We start from the raw sequence: 16,466 nt of genomic DNA on the forward strand, positions 1-16,466 counted from the left end.
ATGACGCAAGTCACGGTGAAACAACTGGCCGATGAGGTCAAAACACCGGTAGAGCGCCTGTTGCAGCAGATGCGTGAGGCAGGTCTGCCGCACACCGCCGCCGAGGAACATGTGACCGACAGTGAGAAGCAATCGTTGCTGACTCACTTGAAGAGCAGCCACAAGGCGAAAGTGGAAGAACCGCGCAAGATCACGTTGCAGCGTAAAACCACCAGCACCCTGCGTGTGGCTGGCAGCAAAAGCATCAGCGTTGAAGTACGCAAGAAGAAAGTCTTCGTACAGCGCAGCCCGGAAGAAATCGAAGCCGAGCGCCAGCGTGAACTGGAAGAACGTCGCGCAGTAGAAAATGCTGCACGTCAGAAGGCTGAAGAAGAAGCCAAGCGTCGCGCCGAAGAAGAAGCGCGTCGCCAGCCTGCTGCTGCGCAACCTGCTGCCGTTGAAGCGGTTGCCGCACCTGCGGTGGTTGTCGAGCCGATTGTTGAAGATGTCCCTGTTGTCGCTCCAGCGCCGGTCGCTGAAGTGCGCAAGAAGGACGAGCAGCGTCGCCCGGACAAGAGCCGTAACGACGACAACCGTCGTGGTGGCGATGGCGAGCGTAAAAACGCTCCGCATCGTGCTTCCGTCAAGGAAAAAGCTCCGGCTCCACGTGTTGCCCCACGTACCACCGACGAAGAAAGCGATGGCTTCCGTCGTGGTGGTCGCGGCAAGGCCAAGCTGAAGAAACGCAATGCTCACGGTTTCCAGAGCCCAACCGGCCCGGTCGTGCGTGAAGTGAAGATCGGCGAAACCATCACTGTTGGCGATCTCGCCCAGCAGATGTCGGTCAAGGCTGCCGAAATCATCAAGTTCATGTTCAAGCTGGGCACACCGGCCACCATCAACCAGGTACTGGACCAGGAAACTGCCCAGCTGGTTGCTGAAGAACTGGGCCACAAAGTGACCCTGATCAGCGACACCGCCCTGGAAGATTCCCTGGCCGAGTCCCTGAAGTTCGAAGGTGAAGCGGTTCCTCGTGCGCCAGTCGTGACCGTAATGGGTCACGTTGACCACGGTAAGACCTCGCTGCTCGACTACATCCGTCGTGCCAAGGTAGCGGCTGGCGAAGCCGGCGGCATCACCCAGCACATCGGTGCGTACCACGTTGAAACCGAACGTGGCATGGTCACCTTCCTCGATACCCCGGGTCACGCCGCGTTTACCGCCATGCGTGCTCGTGGTGCCAAGGCGACCGACATCGTGATCCTGGTGGTTGCAGCGGACGACGGTGTGATGCCGCAGACCGTTGAGGCCGTTCAGCACGCTCAGGCGGCTGGCGTACCTCTGGTGGTCGCGGTGAACAAGATCGACAAGCCGGGTGCCGACCTCGATCGCATCCGTAGCGAACTGTCGGTTCACGGCGTGACTTCCGAAGACTGGGGTGGCGATACCCCATTCGTTCCGGTTTCCGCGAAGATGGGTACTGGTGTCGACGAATTGCTCGAAGCCGTACTGCTGCAGGCCGAAGTGCTCGAACTGACCGCCACTCCTTCGGCTCCTGGCCGTGGTGTCGTGGTTGAATCGCGTCTCGACAAGGGCCGTGGCCCGGTCGCGACCGTACTGGTTCAGGACGGTACCCTGCGTCAAGGCGACATGGTGCTGGTCGGCTCGAACTATGGCCGCGTGCGCGCCATGCTCGACGAGAACGGCAAGCCGATCAAGGAAGCAGGTCCGGCCATACCGGTCGAGATCCTCGGCCTGGACGGTACCCCGGACGCTGGCGACGAGATGAGCGTGGTTGCTGACGAGAAGAAAGCCCGTGAAGTGGCTTTGTTCCGTCAAGGCAAGTTCCGCGAAGTCAAACTGGCTCGCGCTCACGCCGGCAAGCTGGAAAACATCTTCGAAAGCATGGGCCAGGAAGAGAAGAAGACGCTCAACATCGTCCTCAAATCCGACGTCCGTGGTTCGCTGGAAGCTCTGCAAGGCGCTCTGAACGGCCTGGGCAACGACGAAGTGCAAGTGCGCGTAGTCGGCGGCGGCGTCGGTGGTATCACCGAAAGCGACGCCAACCTGGCCCTGGCTTCCAACGCTGTACTGTTCGGCTTCAACGTGCGTGCCGATGCCGGCGCTCGCAAGATCGTCGAGCAGGAAGGTCTGGATATGCGTTACTACAACGTGATCTACGACATCATCGAAGACGTCAAGAAAGCCCTGACCGGTATGCTGGGCAGCGACGTTCGGGAGAACATCCTGGGTGTTGCCGAGGTTCGTGACGTGTTCCGTTCGCCGAAGTTCGGCGCGATCGCCGGTTGCATGGTGATCGAGGGTGTCGTTCACCGTAACCGTCCAATCCGTGTACTGCGTGAAGACATCGTTATCTTCGAAGGCGAGCTGGAATCCCTGCGCCGCTTCAAGGATGACGCTTCCGAAGTGCGTGCCGGCATGGAATGCGGTATCGGCGTGAAGAGCTACAACGACGTCAAAGTCGGCGACAAGATCGAAGTCTTCGAGAAGGTTCAGGTTGCTCGCAGCCTCTAACTCGCGCACTTCAAGAGCCATGATGGCCAGTTGTATGCAAATGCACGGCGCATCGTCAGGACTCTAAACGCAACGCCCGGTCTGGCTTCTGTCAGGCCGGGCGTTTGCCGCTTTCAGACCTTGCGGGTTTCACCGCGAGGCAGCAACAGGTAACAAGACATGGCAAAAGAATACAGCCGCACCCAACGTATCGGCGACCAGATGCAGCGTGAGCTCGCTCAGCTGATCCGTCGTGAAGTCAAAGATCCGCGCGTCGGCCTGGTCACCATCACCGCCGTTGAAGTCAGCCGTGACGTCGGTCACGCCAAGATCTTCATTACCGTGATGGGTCAGGACAACGCTGACGATATTGCTCAGAGCATCAAGGTGCTCAATTCGGCCGCCGGCTTCCTGCGTATGCAACTGGCTCGCGAGATGAAGTTGCGCAGCGTTCCACAGCTGCACTTCCACTACGACGAAAGCGTCGTGCGGGGTGCGCATCTGTCGGCCCTGATCGAGCGCGCCGTGGCCGAAGACAGCCAGCACGCCGCTACACCCGAAGACGCCAAGGAGTAAGCGGTGGCTCAGGTCAAGCGTATCCGTCGTAACGTCAGCGGTATCATCCTGCTCGACAAGCCGCTGGGGTTCACCTCCAACGCGGCGCTGCAGAAAGTCCGCTGGTTGCTCAACGCCGAAAAGGCCGGGCATACCGGCAGCCTCGATCCCCTGGCCACCGGCGTGTTGCCGTTGTGCTTTGGCGAGGCGACCAAGTTCTCGCAATACCTGCTCGATTCCGACAAGGGTTACGAAACCCTGATGCAGTTGGGCAAGACCACCACCACGGCCGATGCCGAGGGTGAAGTCCTGCAGACTCGCGAAGTGACCGTTGGTCGCGCCGATATTGAAGCGGTGCTGCCGGAATTTCGTGGGCAAATCAGCCAGATACCGCCGATGTACTCGGCCCTCAAGCGTGATGGCCAGCCACTTTACAAGCTGGCCCGTGCGGGCGAAGTGGTGGAGCGCGAAGCGCGTTCTGTTACTATTGCGCGCTTGGAATTACTGGCCTTTGAAGGCGATACTGCGCGGCTAGCGGTGGACTGCAGTAAAGGCACCTATATCCGGACCCTGGTGGAGGATATCGGTGAGAAGCTGGGTTGTGGTGCATACGTCGCGGAACTGCGTCGCACCCAGGCCGGCCCTTTCAGTCTGGCCCAGACCGTCACGCTGGAAGAGCTTGAAGCGGTACATGCCGAAGGCGGCAACGAAGCGGTGGATCGCTTCCTGATGCCATCGGACAGCGGCCTGCTGGATTGGCCGCTGCTGCAGTTCTCCGAACACAGCGCGTTCTACTGGCTCAACGGCCAGCCGGTACGGGCTCCCGATGCACCGAAGTTCGGCATGGTGCGGGTACAGGATCATAACGGTCGCTTTATCGGTATCGGTGAAGTGAGCGAAGACGGGCGCATCGCGCCGCGTCGACTGATTCGGTCGGAATGACCGAAACCAGCCTGTGTAACAGCAGGCTGGAGAGGGTGGCTGTTAACAGGCACGGTCACAGCTCATTTATAGATACGGGGATTTGTCCCTGGCCTGTTGGTGGCGTTTCTCGGAACGCTGCCTTTTGAGAGGAAAGCCAAATGGCACTCAGCGTTGAAGAAAAAGCTCAAATCGTAACCGACTACCAGCAAGCTGTTGGTGACACTGGTTCGCCAGAAGTGCAAGTTGCACTGCTGACCGCCAACATCAACAAACTGCAAGGTCACTTCAAGGCCAACGGTAAAGACCACCACTCCCGTCGTGGTCTGATCCGCATGGTTAACCAGCGTCGTAAGCTGCTGGACTACCTGAAAGGCAAAGACCTGAGCCGTTACAGCGCTCTGATCGGTCGCCTGGGTCTGCGTCGCTAATCAGCGATTGCGCTAGAGGTTGGTTGTTTGCCGTGCGTCAGTGGGTTTCCCGCAGGCGCATGGCAGGCTCCCAGCCTCAAGTTTTATCTGGACCGTAGTTTTACCTGGACAATAAAGGCCGGGCCGATTCCCGGGATTGCCCAAGAATTTCGCAAGAAACCAGTTCCCCCAAGAGCCACAAAGAAGGTAGGACACCGTGAACCCGGTAATCAAAAAATTCCAGTTCGGTCAGTCGACCGTTACCCTCGAGACTGGCCGTATCGCCCGTCAGGCCTCCGGCGCAGTATTGGTCACCGTTGACGACGACGTCAGCGTATTGGTGACCGTGGTTGGCGCCAAGCAAGCCGATCCAGGCAAGGGTTTCTTCCCTCTGTCTGTTCACTACCAGGAAAAGACTTACGCTGCCGGTAAGATCCCTGGCGGTTTCTTCAAGCGTGAAGGCCGTCCTTCCGAGAAAGAAACCCTGACTTCGCGTCTGATCGACCGCCCGATCCGCCCTCTGTTCCCAGAAGGCTTCATGAACGAAGTGCAGGTTGTCTGCACCGTGGTTTCCACCAGCAAGAAGACCGATCCGGACATCGCTGCGATGATCGGTACCTCGGCTGCGCTGGCGATTTCCGGCATTCCTTTCGATGGTCCGATCGGTGCTGCCCGCGTTGCTTTCCACGAAAGCACCGGCTACCTGCTGAACCCGACTTACGAGCAGCTTCAGGCATCTAGTCTGGACATGGTCGTAGCCGGTACCGAAGAAGCGGTACTGATGGTTGAATCGGAAGCCAAAGAGCTGACCGAAGACCAGATGCTGGGCGCCGTACTGTTCGCCCACGACGAATTCCAGGCCGTTATCCAGGCCGTCAAAGAGCTGGCTGCCGAAGCCGCCAAGCCAACCTGGGACTGGGCTCCGGCTCCAGAAGCCACCGACCTGCTGGGTGCTATCCGCTCCGAGTTCGGCGAAGCGATCTCCCAGGCTTACACCATCACCGTCAAGGCCGACCGTTATGCACGCCTGGGCGAGCTGAAAGACCAGGTCGTCGCCAAGCTGTCCGGCGAAGAAGGCCAGCCTTCCGCTGCCGACGTCAAAGCCGCTTTCGGTGAAATCGAATACCGCACCGTTCGCGAAAACATCGTCAACGGCAAGCCACGTATCGACGGCCGCGACACCCGCACCGTACGTCCGCTGAACATCGAAGTCGGCGTTCTGCCGAAGACCCACGGTTCGGCCCTGTTCACCCGTGGCGAGACTCAGGCCCTGGTCGTCGCGACCCTGGGTACCGCCCGTGACGCACAGCTGCTGGACACCCTGGAAGGCGAGAAGAAAGACCCCTTCATGCTGCACTACAACTTCCCTCCGTTCTCGGTGGGCGAGTGTGGTCGCATGGGTGGCGCTGGTCGTCGTGAAATCGGTCACGGCCGTCTGGCCCGTCGTTCGGTTCAGGCCATGCTGCCAGCCGCCGACGTGTTCCCCTACACCATCCGCGTGGTATCGGAAATCACCGAGTCCAACGGTTCCAGCTCCATGGCTTCCGTGTGCGGCGCTTCCCTGGCACTGATGGACGCTGGCGTGCCGATGAAGGCACCGGTTGCCGGTATCGCCATGGGCCTGGTTAAAGAAGGCGAGAAATTCGCCGTCCTGACCGACATCCTGGGTGACGAAGACCACCTGGGCGACATGGACTTCAAGGTAGCCGGTACCGCCAAAGGCGTCACCGCGCTGCAGATGGACATCAAGATCAAGGGCATCACCGAAGAAATCATGGAGATCGCCCTGGGCCAGGCCCTGGAAGCTCGCCTGAACATCCTCGGCCAGATGAACCAGATCATTGGCCAGTCGCGTACCGAACTGTCGGCCAACGCTCCGACCATGATCGCGATGAAGATCGACACCGACAAAATCCGTGATGTCATCGGTAAAGGCGGCGCGACCATCCGTGCGATCTGCGAAGAGACCAAGGCTTCGATCGACATCGAAGACGACGGCTCGATCAAGATCTTCGGTGAAACCAAGGAAGCCGCAGAAGCTGCGCGTCAGCGCGTTCTGGGTATCACTGCGGAAGCCGAGATCGGCAAGATCTACGTTGGCAAGGTTGAGCGCATCGTCGACTTCGGCGCATTCGTCAACATCCTGCCTGGCAAGGACGGTCTGGTTCACATCTCCATGTTGAGCGATGCTCGCGTCGAGAAAGTGACCGACATCCTGAAAGAAGGTCAGGAAGTGGAAGTGCTGGTGCTGGACGTGGACAACCGCGGCCGTATCAAGCTGTCCATCAAAGACGTGGCAGCAGCCAAGGCTTCGGGCGTTTAAGACCCCTGACGCTGTAAGCTGAACAAGCAAGCGCCCCGACTGGTTCGGGGCGTTTTGCTATCTGCCGTTTGGGCTTTGCTCCCTACCGGGCAGGCGATATGGCAAAACCCCGGTCCCGGTGCTAGGTTTAGCCCAGCGCCCGTGTAGCTCAGCAGGTAGAGCAGCGCACTCGTAACGCGAAGGTCGCAGGTTCGATTCCTGTCTCGGGCACCAGTTGGCAGTTCAAGACGTATAAACAACAAAGCCCGCATCGAGCGGGCTTTGTCGTGTTTATTGGCCTTGAATCACTTCACCTTGCTTCTCAGGTCCTCGAGGCTGCGTTTGAGTTGGTCCAGGTTCTGGCCCTGATTGCTGACCTCGCTCTTGAGGCTGGACAGCTCGCTGGAGCTCGAACTGGAGCTTGAGCTTGAGCTGCTGCCACGCTTGAGGTCATCGATCTGATTCGCCAGCTTGTCCAGAGTGCTGGCCTGGCTGCTGACTGTGCTCTTGAGGTTGGACAGCTCGCTGGAGCTCGAACTGGAGCTTGAGCTGCTGCCGCGCTTGAGCTCCTCGATCTGCTTGCCGAGCTTGTCCAATTCACTGGCCTGGCTACTGACCGTGCTCTTGAGGCTGTTCAGCTCGCTGGAGCTCGAACTGGAGCTTGAACTGCTGCCACGCTTGAGCTCCTCGATCTGTTTGCCGAGCTTGTCCAGTTCGCTGGCCTGGTCGCTGGTAACGCGCTTGAGGTTGTTCACTTCACTGGTGCTCGAACTGGAGCTTGTGCCGCTGTTGCGCTTGAACTCTTCAAGCTGGGTTTCCAGCTTTTTCAGCTGGTTGGCTTGCTCGCCGGTGGTTTTCTTGAGGTTGCTCACCTCACTGGCAGTGGAGCTGGAGCTGCTGCCGGTGTTGCGTTTGAGCTCTTCGATCAGGCGCGCCTGGCTGTTGACGATGTCCTTGAGCTTTTCCAGTTCGGCGCTGCTGCTCTTGAGGCTGTCCTGCAGCTTTTGCAGGTCGTCCACGGTGAAGCCGCTGGGGCGGACGGTGTACTTGAGGTCTACTTCCTGGTGCAGGGCCGAGATCCTGTCCGAGTACGAGGCGCTGCTGGAGTTGAATTCGACGGCCTGGGCGGAGAGTGACAGGCTGCTGAGGATCAGGGTGGAGAGGCTGGTGGCGAGGAAGGCGGACGAACGCTGAGTGCGGCTGAACATCACTGGGTTTCCTTGTGAAGTGCCGATATGGCACATCGCTATGACTGCGTCCTTGCCTTCTTGTTCCAGGGGCAAGAAGGTGGCTCGGGGAGTGGAATGTAACAACGTATTTTTCGTGAAAGTGCCTTGAGCGAACGGACAGGTTTTTTGTCGGTGCGCTGTAAGGATTCGTATGCATCCGCAGACAAAGGCCCTATATTCGCAGCCTGTCTGAATGGTTTTCAGATGATCCCGAATGGTTCACGGCCAGATAAATCGGCTTTCACAGCGCTTTTTTGCGGCAAAGAGATCCCAACGATCCAGATCCATCTTCCATTCCCATGATCAGAGAGAACGAGATGATTCCTAAAGAAGCCAGAATTGACGTAGCCCTTGAAAAGTACCTGGCTGCCACGCCTTCCTTGCAGGAAGAAATCAGCGCCCTGAGCCCGCAGGAGCAGAAGCAGCAGGCCCAGTGGGCGTTCGAGGACGAAGCGGAGTCGCGCGGCATCGAGCCGTGGGAGCTTGTGCTGGAGTTGGTGGCCGAGTCGCCCGAGGAGCTCAAGGCCATGCGCCTGGAGGTCCATCAGGAGGTCGCCGAGGCCCTGGGCATGGACCTTCAGGACTACCTGGAACTCAACGAAATCGACGACTGATGCAAAAACGCCAGCCTTTCAGGGGCTGGCGTTTTTCTTTGGGGGTATCGCGCAGGCTTTTGAAAATCAGAGGCTCAAGCGCATCGACAGGTCGACCGCCTTCACATCCTTGGTCATCGCCCCGATCGAAATGTAATCGACGCCGGTCTCGGCGATCGGGCGCAAGGTGCTTTCATTGATCCCGCCGCTGGCTTCCAGCTTGGCCTTGCCGGCATTCAGGCGAACCGCTTCACGCATGTCGTCCAGGCTCAACTCGTCGAGCATGATGATGTCCGCGCCCGCCGCCAGGGCTTCCTTGAGTTCTTCCAGGCTTTCCACTTCGACTTCCACCGGCTTGCCCGGGGCGATCCTGTGGGCGGCGCTGATCGCCTGGGCGATACCGCCGCACGCGGCAATATGGTTTTCCTTGATCAGGAAGGCGTCGTACAGGCCGATGCGGTGGTTGTGGCAGCCACCGCAGGTCACCGCGTACTTCTGCGCCAGGCGCAGCCCTGGCAGGGTCTTGCGGGTATCCAGCAACTTGACCTGGGTATCGGCGACGAAGTCGGCGTAATACTGCGCGCGGGTGGCCACGCCGGACAGCAGTTGCAGGAAGTTCAAGGCGCAACGTTCGCCGCTGAGCAGCGAACGGGCCGGACCTTCGAGGTGGAACAGGGCCTGGTTGGGGCTGACGCGCTCGCCGTCATGCACCTGCCAATGCACGGCGACCCGCGGGTCAAGCTGGCGGAACACCGCGTCGACCCAGGCCGTGCCACTGATGATCGCCGCTTCGCGGGTAATGATGGTGGCTTTGGCCAGGCGTTCGGCCGGGATCAGTTGCGCGGTGATATCGCCGCTGCCGATGTCTTCCAGCAACGCACGGCGCACGTTGGCTTCGATTTCGGCGGTCAGGTCGGCGAGGCGTAGATTCGGCATAGCGGGCTCCACAAACAAAGTGGCCCGATTATAGGGCCATGGCGCAAGCGAACCCAAGGCGGCGCCCCTCCAGTACCTGCATTTGGTCGCCTGGCATGAGCCGTTTGCGAGAAAGGGCGGTCGCTATATGAGCGCTATTTCAAAGCCCGCGCAGAGTCTGCTGGCACAAGAAGGGGCTTTTGCCAGATAATCCGACTTCTAATTGACGTCATAGCTTTGACGTTTGCTTGGCTCCCCACTATTTGAAATGCAGCGGTGCGTATCGATGCCCGCTGGGACTCGACTGTGAGCGTCGACCGATCTTTTCTTGCGCGGCAGAGAAAAACCTTTCAGGAGGCTTGGATGCACAACGACGGGAATGTAGTGCCTTTGCACAAGGCAGCTACGGATCAGGCGAACCCTTCGCCGCTCGCCCGCCTGCCTGTGATTCTGCTTCAGGTCCGTGACAAGGCCGCCCAGCAACTGCGCCATGGCCTGCAGGAACTGTTCGATAACGCCGACGACACCTTGTTCGAGATGGCCGACCGGGCCCAGAACAATGTCGACCAGAACACCTTTTTCGAAGCCATGCGCGACCTGCGCCTGAAACGCAAAAGCATCGAGCGCGGCTTCCTGGAAAAACTCTTCGAGGCCTTTGTCGACCTGGTCCAGTACGACCCTGCGCCGGCGATCGCCCAGGCCGCCGCCTACGTCCCACCCGCTGACACCTGCCAGGATGACCTGGAGCGCACCGTGGCCCTCGAGGCGATGGTCGCCAAGGCCGGCAACCGTGACGGCTTTGCCCTTGGCCAGCTCACCGCGCGCCTGAACGCGCTGCTGGGCAAGCGCCTGGATGACCGCAGCAACCCCTTGGGCCCGGCCATGCTCTGCGAGTATTTCCTCGAGTCTGGGCGCAGCCTGGGGGTGGAGATCAAGGTCAAGCTGATCATTCTCAAGCTGTTCGAGCGTTATGTGCTCAGCGAAGCCGACCAGCTGTACGCCGAAGCCAATCAGCTGTTGGCCGCCACGGGCGTGTTGCCGGAGCTCAAGCCTGCGCCGGCGCGCCGGTCTATCGACCAGGCGGCCGCGAGTATCCAGGCCACGCCGGAGTCCGGCGAGGCGCAGATGGACGAAAGCGTTCAGCAAGTGTTCGCCGCCTTGCAGGAGCTGCTGTTGCATGTCCGCGGCAGCGTGGTGCCGACCCTCGAGGCGAGCGCCGAAACCCAGCCTATTTCCACCCGTGACCTGCTGCGCCTGCTGTCTCACCTGCAGCACTACGTGCCGGCGGGCACCCAGGACGATTTCGACCTGCGCAACCACTTGGAACAGCTGCTGACCCGGGTCAGCGTGAAAAGCGGCAAGTCGCGGGTGGTCGGGGTGGCCGACGAGGATGTGATCAACCTGGTGGCCATGCTCTTCGAATTCATCCTGGCCGATCGCAACCTGCCGGAATCCTTGAAGACTTTGATCGGCCGCTTGCAGATCCCCATGCTCAAGGTCGCGGTGCTGGACAAGAGTTTCTTCAGCCGCAGCAGCCATCCCGCGCGCCGCCTGCTCAATGAAATTGCCGCCGCGGCCATGGGCTGGGGCAGCTGCGACGATTATCAGCGCGACAGCCTGTACCTGCGTATCGAGCAGGTGGTGCAGCGGTTGTTGAGTGACTTCGTCGACGACCCGGCGATCTTTTCCGAGCTACTCGCCGAGTTTCTCGCCTTCACCAGTGACGAGCGGCGCCGCAGCGAGCTGCTGGAACAGCGCACCCGTGACGCCGAAGAGGGCCGGGCCAAGGCTGAACTGGCGCGCCGTCGCGTCGAGCAGGCGTTGAACGAGGGGCTGGTGGGCAAGGTCCTGCCGCTGACAGTCGTCGGGTTCGTGCAACAGGCCTGGAGCAAGGTCTTGCTGCTGACCTGTCTCAAGCATGGCGAGCAGTCCAGCGAATGGCGCCAGGGGGTGCAGACCATGGAGCAACTGATCTGGAGCGTGCAGCGTCACACCGATCCGGAGGCCACCATGCAGCTGCTGGCGCTGGTGCCGGACCTGCTCAAGGCGCTGCGCGACGGCTTGAACAGCGCGGCGTTCGATCCGTTCGCCACCAGCGAGTTCTTCAGCCAGTTGGAAGCCTTGCACCTGCAGGCGTTCGAGCACTTTGCTCAGAACGCCGGGCCGCATCGGCCGGGCGTGGCGGACGAGCAGCCGGCGATGGTCGCGGTCGAGGAGCACATCATCCTGCCCTGTGCCGAAGAGGGCCCGCTGGAGGCCGCGCCCCTGGCGCTGGCGGCCAACGATCCCGGGTTGCTGCGGGTCGAACAGCTGCGGCTGGGGGCCTGGGTCGAATTCCTCGAGGACGAGGACAACAGCGTGCGCTGCAAGCTGGCGGCCATGGTTCAACCCGGCGACAAGTACATTTTCGTCAACCGCACCGGCATGAAGGTCCTGGAGCGCACCCGGGTCGGCCTGGCCCTGGAATTTCAGCGCGGGGCCGTGCGTGAGCTGGACGACACCTTGCTGTTCGATCGGGCGCTGGAGTCGGTGATCGGCAGTTTGCAGCGACTCAATCGCGGCAAGTGATCGCAACCTGGGTGTGGAACGCGGCATACTGAGCCGTCACAGGCTTCGTTGAAGGAATCGGTATGCAGTTGGACCCCGCAAGCGGCTGGTGTCACGGCGTTCGCCATTGCCCGTCACCCAATTTCAACGCACGCCCCGCGGATGAAATTTCCCTGCTGGTGATCCACAACATCAGCCTGCCGCCGGCCCAGTTTGCGACGGGCAAAGTGCAGGAATTCTTCCAGAACCGTCTCGATGTCACAGAGCACCCCTATTTTGCCGGGATCGCCGACTTGCGCGTGTCCGCACATTTCCTGATCGAACGTGACGGAACCGTGACTCAGTTTGTCTCCTGTCTGGACCGCGCCTGGCACGCTGGCGTGTCGTGGTTCGACGGGCGCGAAAGCTGCAATGATTTTTCCCTGGGGATCGAACTGGAAGGCACCGACGAGCTGCCATTCACCGATGCCCAGTACGACGCGCTGGTTGCCTTGACCCGGCAGTTGCAGCAGGCCTTCAAGGCCATTACCCCACAGAGGATTTGTGGGCACAGCGATATCGCTCCGGGGCGCAAGACCGATCCGGGGCCCGGATTCGACTGGGTACGCTATCGCGCGGCCCTGAACGAAGGGGAAGGACAATGAGTTTTCTGGTGTTGTTGCTGGCGGTCTGGATCGAGAAGTTCTCGGCCTTGCGCCAGCGCGTTCAGCATGACGAGCCGTGGCTGCGCCAACTGCTTGGGCAGGAAGCCAGCCCGCGTCTGGCCAAGCGTCCCTGGTGGGTGCTGGCGCTGCTGGTGCTGCTGCCGGCAGTGCTGCTGGGGTTGCTGTTGCTGGTACTGGAGCCGCTGGCCTACGGCCTGCTGGCGTTGCCGGTGCATCTGCTGGTGGTGATCTACAGCCTGGGGCGGGGCGACCTGCTGGGCGAACTCGGACCGTTCCGCGATGCCTGGCGCCGCGAGGACCTGCAAGCCGCGGCACATGTCGCCAAGCGCGACCTGGATATCTGCGCCGACAGTGGCGAGCAGTTGCTCGAGCGGGTTCAGGGGCACCTGCTGTGGCAGGCCTACCAGAGCTTTTTCGCGGTGATCTTCTGGTACTTCCTGCTGGGCCCGGTGGCCGCATTGAGCTATCGCCTGCTGGCGCTGGCCGCCGAGCACAGCAAGAACCCGGCGGTCGCCGAGCGCGCCGGGCAGCTGCGGCATGCCTTCGACTGGTTGCCGGTACGCCTGCTGGCGGCCAGCTTTGCCCTGGTGGGCAACTTCGTCGCGGTCAGCCGCGTGATGCTCCACGAACTGCTGAACTGGAACATCAGCGCCGCGCAGCTGGTGGAAAAGGTCGGCCTGGTCGCCGCAGAAATCCCCGCGCCGATCACCGGGCCGGACGGCATTCTCAGCCTGGACCGGATCTGGGAACTGTTGCTGCGGGCCGCGGTGCTCTGGTACGCCGGTTTCGCCCTGTGGACCGTGCTGCCCTGACGACGAGCAGCGAGTGAGCGCTGGCGAGCCCCGGTCTCGCCAGCGCAACTGAAGCCTTCCATCCGTCCGCCGTCCCCGCGGTTAACCTTAAGTTACAAACCCTTTTGCCGATTTGAGCTATACAGAAGCAGCGCCAAATAGTGGCTATCTGCCGTCTTCGCGCACCTGCCAATAAAAATAAAAGCAAAAAGGGAGACTTCTTGTGAAGAGCTTGCTCTATCCCGCCATTGCCCTGATGAACCGCCTGAGCTTCGGCATGAAGTTCAGCCTGATCAGCGTGCTGTTTTTCCTGCCGATGCTGGTCACCAACTTTTATCTGGTGCGCGATTCCTACCGTGAATTCCAGGGCACCCAGGTCGAGCTGCAAAGCCTGGACCTGTTGGGCAGCAGCCTGACCTTGCGCCGCGACCTGGAAACCCTGAACAACATGGTGCAGATCAACGCGACCCTGGGGCAGTCCGGCAAGGCCGGGGATATCGAGAGCAAGATAGGCACCCTGGAAAAGTCCGTGCTTGAGCGCTTGCAGGGCTTGGCTGCGGTCACCGTGGACCCCGAGCAGATCGGCGTGTTCGACGGCAAGCGCGATGAAATGATCGCCGCCTTCAAGGCGCAACAGGCGGAAAGCTCGCTGCAAAGCAAAAGCGCGCTGATCGGCAAGCTCCTGGGCAGTGCGCAGATTTTCAGCCAGATCATCGCCAGCCAGTCGGGCCTGAGCCGCGACACCCAGAGCGATGTGCGGCAGTTGAGCGAACTGCTGACCAGCGTCACGCCCCAGGTGACCCAGGTCCTCGGCGATGGGCGGGCGATGGGCGCGTATTCCCTGGGCCAGGGCTTTCTCAACTCATCCGCCAGCACCCGTTTCGACGAGTTGCTGGTGCAGATCGAAAAGCTCCAGGCCGAATACGGCCTGAAACTGCAGGATGCGCTGGGATCGAGCAAGGCCGCCCAGGGCGCGCTGGACGCCCAGGCCAGCGCCAGCAAGGGCAGCCTCAAGCAAGCCAGCGAGCTGTTCGAAGAACAGGTGGTGATGGCCGATACCCTGGATGCGCCCTGGCAGGGCTTTTACGACCAGGTCAGCGGGCTGATGGCGCAGACCTACCAGCTCAACGAGGCGACCCTGAAGTTCCTCGGCGAGGAACTGCAACAACGGCTGGGGCAGAACCGCACGCACATGGTGCTGCTGGTGGTGGCGCTGGCGGCGGTGTTCCTGCTGATCTTCTATCTCTACGGCGCGTTCTATGTCTCGACCCGCACCACCCTCAAACGCCTGGGTGCGATGATGGACAAGGTGGCGGCCGGCGACATGACCGTCACCTTCGATGCCCAGAGCCGCGATGAACTGGGGGAACTGGGCACTGTGTTCAATGGCACCGTGGCGAAGATCCACGACCTGATCGAGCTAGTGGGCAAGACCGTCGGCGAAGTCGAGCACCAGGCCGGGCAGGTGGAAGCCGTGTCGGCCCAGAGCAACCAGGCGGTGGCCGGGCAGCGCAGCCAGATCGAGCAGGTGGCGACGGCGATGAACCAGATGTCCGCCACTTCCCAGGAAGTCGCGCGCAGCGCCGCGGCCGCGGTCAGCAGCGCCCACAGCGTCAACGACGAGACCATCAGCGGGCGCGGGCTGGTGGAATCCCAGCAAGGCAGCATTGCCCAGTTGGCCAGCGAGATCGACCAGTCGGTGTTGGTGATCAATCAACTGGCCAGCGACAGCCAGGCCATCAGCCGAGTGCTGGAGGTGATCAAGAGCATCGCCGAGCAGACCAACCTGCTGGCCCTCAACGCCGCCATCGAAGCGGCCCGCGCTGGCGAGCAAGGCCGAGGCTTTGCGGTGGTGGCCGACGAAGTGCGGACCCTGGCCAAGCGCACCCAGCAATCGACCGAGGAAATCGAGCAGATGATCGTCAAGCTCCACGGCGGCGTGGGGGCTGCGGTCAAGGCCATGGGCATCAGCCACCAGATGGCCAATGGCACGGTCGGGCAGTCGGAAAAGGTCCAGCAGGCGCTGGAGAACATCCTCGGGGCGGTGGGCATGATCGTCGACCAGAACCAGCAGATCGCCGCGGCGGTGGAGCAGCAGACCGCGGTGGCCCACGACATCGATCAGAACATCGTCGAGATCAACCGCGCCGGCGAGCGCACCGCCGAAGGCGCGTACCAGACTGAAAACGCCAGCCGCCAGCTGTCCGCGCAGGTGGTGCAGTTGAAGCAGTTGATCAGCGCGTTCCGGGTCTGATTCAGGCGCGGTGGGGCCAGCCGAACAGCGCGCAAGCGTTGGCGGTACTGGCCGCCGCCAACTGTTCGGGGCTGATGGCCATGAGCTCGGCCAGGGCCGCGCAGATGTCGGGCAGGTGCTGTGGGCTGTTGCGCTGGCCGGGGTACATGGCCGGCGCCATGTCCGGCGAGTCGGTTTCCAGCACCACCGCGTCCAGCGGCAAGTCGGCGATGACCTTGCGCAGGCGCAGCGCTTGCGGCCAGGTTGCGGCGCCCCCCAGGCCCAGTTTGAACCCCAGCTTGAGGTACTCGCGGGCTTCCTCGCGGCTGCCGGCGAAGGCGTGGATGATGCCGGCGCGCTTGAGCTTGAAGCGCTTGAGGGTGGCAATCACCGCGGCATGGCTGCGTCGTACGTGGAGCAGGGCCGGTAGCTGGAAGTCCGCGGCCAGTTGCAGTTGTGCTTCGAACAGTTGCTGCTGGCGCTGGCGATCCAGCTGCTCGAGAAAATAATCCAGGCCGATCTCGCCCACCGCGCACAGCTGCGGGTGGCCCGCCAGGCGGCTCAGCCAGTCGCCCAGCTCAATCAGGTCGGCTGGGCTGTGCTCGTCGAGATAAACCGGGTGCAGGCCGAAGGCGGCGTGCAGGTTGGCATCGCTCTGCACCAGCTCCCAGAGCCGCTGCCAATTGCGCTGATAAACCCCCAGCACCACCATCCGCCGCACGCCGAGGGCGCGGCTGGCAGCCAGCAGCGCCTGACGATCCGCGTCGAAATCCGGAAAATCCAGATGGGTGTGGCTGTCGATCAGTTCCACG

General features: G+C 61.5%; 13 protein-coding genes and 1 tRNA gene. 11 read left to right on the plus strand and 3 right to left on the minus strand.

Annotated elements, in window-relative coordinates:
* From infB to AC07VU_RS00515, 6 genes are all read left to right on the plus strand, one after another.
* Entirely contained in the window at positions 1-2,514 is a 2,514-nt protein-coding gene (gene infB, locus AC07VU_RS00490; RefSeq protein ID WP_274305517.1) for a translation initiation factor IF-2, read from the plus strand.
* A gap of 159 nt (positions 2,515-2,673) precedes the next feature.
* A complete protein-coding gene (gene rbfA, locus AC07VU_RS00495) occupies positions 2,674-3,069 on the plus strand; it encodes a 30S ribosome-binding factor RbfA (protein ID WP_007920881.1) in 396 nt (131 codons plus the stop codon).
* Between the two features lie 3 nt (positions 3,070-3,072).
* On the plus strand, positions 3,073-3,990 hold the full coding sequence (gene truB, locus AC07VU_RS00500) for a tRNA pseudouridine(55) synthase TruB (protein WP_007920884.1): 918 nt from the start codon (positions 3,073-3,075) through the stop codon (positions 3,988-3,990).
* Between the two features lie 140 nt (positions 3,991-4,130).
* Positions 4,131-4,400: a 30S ribosomal protein S15 gene (gene rpsO, locus AC07VU_RS00505; RefSeq protein WP_009042128.1), complete on the plus strand. Its 270-nt coding sequence runs from the start codon at positions 4,131-4,133 to the stop codon at positions 4,398-4,400.
* A gap of 196 nt (positions 4,401-4,596) precedes the next feature.
* Complete coding sequence (pnp, locus tag AC07VU_RS00510; protein ID WP_016701665.1) at positions 4,597-6,702, plus strand: polyribonucleotide nucleotidyltransferase; 2,106 nt, start codon at positions 4,597-4,599, stop codon at positions 6,700-6,702.
* 137 nt (positions 6,703-6,839) lie between these two features.
* A tRNA-Thr gene (locus tag AC07VU_RS00515) sits at positions 6,840-6,915 on the plus strand.
* A 71-nt stretch (positions 6,916-6,986) separates the two neighbouring features.
* Here AC07VU_RS00515 and AC07VU_RS00520 read toward each other — a convergent pair.
* Complete coding sequence (locus tag AC07VU_RS00520; protein ID WP_495029405.1) at positions 6,987-7,889, minus strand: hypothetical protein; 903 nt, start codon at positions 7,887-7,889, stop codon at positions 6,987-6,989.
* A gap of 338 nt (positions 7,890-8,227) precedes the next feature.
* On the opposite strand from AC07VU_RS00520, the gene AC07VU_RS00525 reads away from it, so the two are divergent.
* The gene (locus AC07VU_RS00525; protein WP_007922267.1) at positions 8,228-8,524 is read left to right on the plus strand and encodes a DUF6388 family protein; all 297 of its coding nucleotides are present in this window, start codon (positions 8,228-8,230) and stop codon (positions 8,522-8,524) included.
* A gap of 66 nt (positions 8,525-8,590) precedes the next feature.
* On the opposite strand, the gene nadC is transcribed toward AC07VU_RS00525, so the two are convergent.
* A complete protein-coding gene (gene nadC / locus AC07VU_RS00530; RefSeq protein WP_274305520.1) occupies positions 8,591-9,439 on the minus strand; it encodes a carboxylating nicotinate-nucleotide diphosphorylase in 849 nt (282 codons plus the stop codon).
* 342 nt (positions 9,440-9,781) lie between these two features.
* Between nadC and AC07VU_RS00535 the strand changes: the two genes are divergently transcribed.
* From AC07VU_RS00535 to AC07VU_RS00550, 4 genes are all read left to right on the plus strand, one after another.
* The gene (locus tag AC07VU_RS00535; protein WP_495029406.1) at positions 9,782-11,986 is read left to right on the plus strand and encodes a DUF1631 domain-containing protein; all 2,205 of its coding nucleotides are present in this window, start codon (positions 9,782-9,784) and stop codon (positions 11,984-11,986) included.
* Between the two features lie 62 nt (positions 11,987-12,048).
* On the plus strand, positions 12,049-12,609 hold the full coding sequence (ampD, locus tag AC07VU_RS00540) for a 1,6-anhydro-N-acetylmuramyl-L-alanine amidase AmpD (RefSeq protein WP_053259611.1): 561 nt from the start codon (positions 12,049-12,051) through the stop codon (positions 12,607-12,609).
* Positions 12,606-13,442: a regulatory signaling modulator protein AmpE gene (ampE, locus tag AC07VU_RS00545; RefSeq protein WP_007922276.1), complete on the plus strand. Its 837-nt coding sequence runs from the start codon at positions 12,606-12,608 to the stop codon at positions 13,440-13,442. The genes ampD and ampE overlap by 4 nt, the downstream gene beginning before the upstream one ends.
* A 1,528-nt stretch (positions 13,443-14,970) precedes the next feature.
* The gene (locus tag AC07VU_RS00550) at positions 14,971-15,675 is read left to right on the plus strand and encodes a methyl-accepting chemotaxis protein (protein WP_370686828.1); all 705 of its coding nucleotides are present in this window, start codon (positions 14,971-14,973) and stop codon (positions 15,673-15,675) included.
* Position 15,676: 1 nt separating this feature from the next.
* Here the strand turns inward: AC07VU_RS00550 and AC07VU_RS00555 are convergent, their stop codons facing one another.
* Positions 15,677-16,465 carry a TatD family hydrolase gene (locus tag AC07VU_RS00555; RefSeq protein ID WP_495029407.1) on the minus strand — a complete coding sequence of 263 codons (789 nt, stop codon included), beginning with the start codon at positions 16,463-16,465 and terminating at the stop codon, positions 15,677-15,679.
* Position 16,466: the final 1 nt, after the last annotated feature.

This window comes from Pseudomonas sp. GW821-FHT02B10 (genome assembly GCF_059421865.1).

Bases quoted from the DNA above. Each gene is read 5' to 3' on its own strand.
- infB (WP_274305517.1), top strand. From the start codon at position 1: ATGACGCAAGTCACGGTGAAACAACTGGCCGATGAGGTCAAAACACCG.
- rbfA (WP_007920881.1), top strand. From the start codon at position 2,674: ATGGCAAAAGAATACAGCCGCACCCAACGTATCGGCGACCAGATGCAG.
- rpsO (WP_009042128.1), top strand. From the start codon at position 4,131: ATGGCACTCAGCGTTGAAGAAAAAGCTCAAATCGTAACCGACTACCAG.
- AC07VU_RS00520 (WP_495029405.1), bottom strand. From the start codon at position 7,889: ATGTTCAGCCGCACTCAGCGTTCGTCCGCCTTCCTCGCCACCAGCCTC.
- AC07VU_RS00525 (WP_007922267.1), top strand. From the start codon at position 8,228: ATGATTCCTAAAGAAGCCAGAATTGACGTAGCCCTTGAAAAGTACCTG.
- nadC (WP_274305520.1), bottom strand. From the start codon at position 9,439: ATGCCGAATCTACGCCTCGCCGACCTGACCGCCGAAATCGAAGCCAAC.
- AC07VU_RS00535 (WP_495029406.1), top strand. From the start codon at position 9,782: ATGCACAACGACGGGAATGTAGTGCCTTTGCACAAGGCAGCTACGGAT.
- ampD (WP_053259611.1), top strand. From the start codon at position 12,049: ATGCAGTTGGACCCCGCAAGCGGCTGGTGTCACGGCGTTCGCCATTGC.
- ampE (WP_007922276.1), top strand. From the start codon at position 12,606: ATGAGTTTTCTGGTGTTGTTGCTGGCGGTCTGGATCGAGAAGTTCTCG.
- AC07VU_RS00550 (WP_370686828.1), top strand. From the start codon at position 14,971: ATGTCCGCCACTTCCCAGGAAGTCGCGCGCAGCGCCGCGGCCGCGGTC.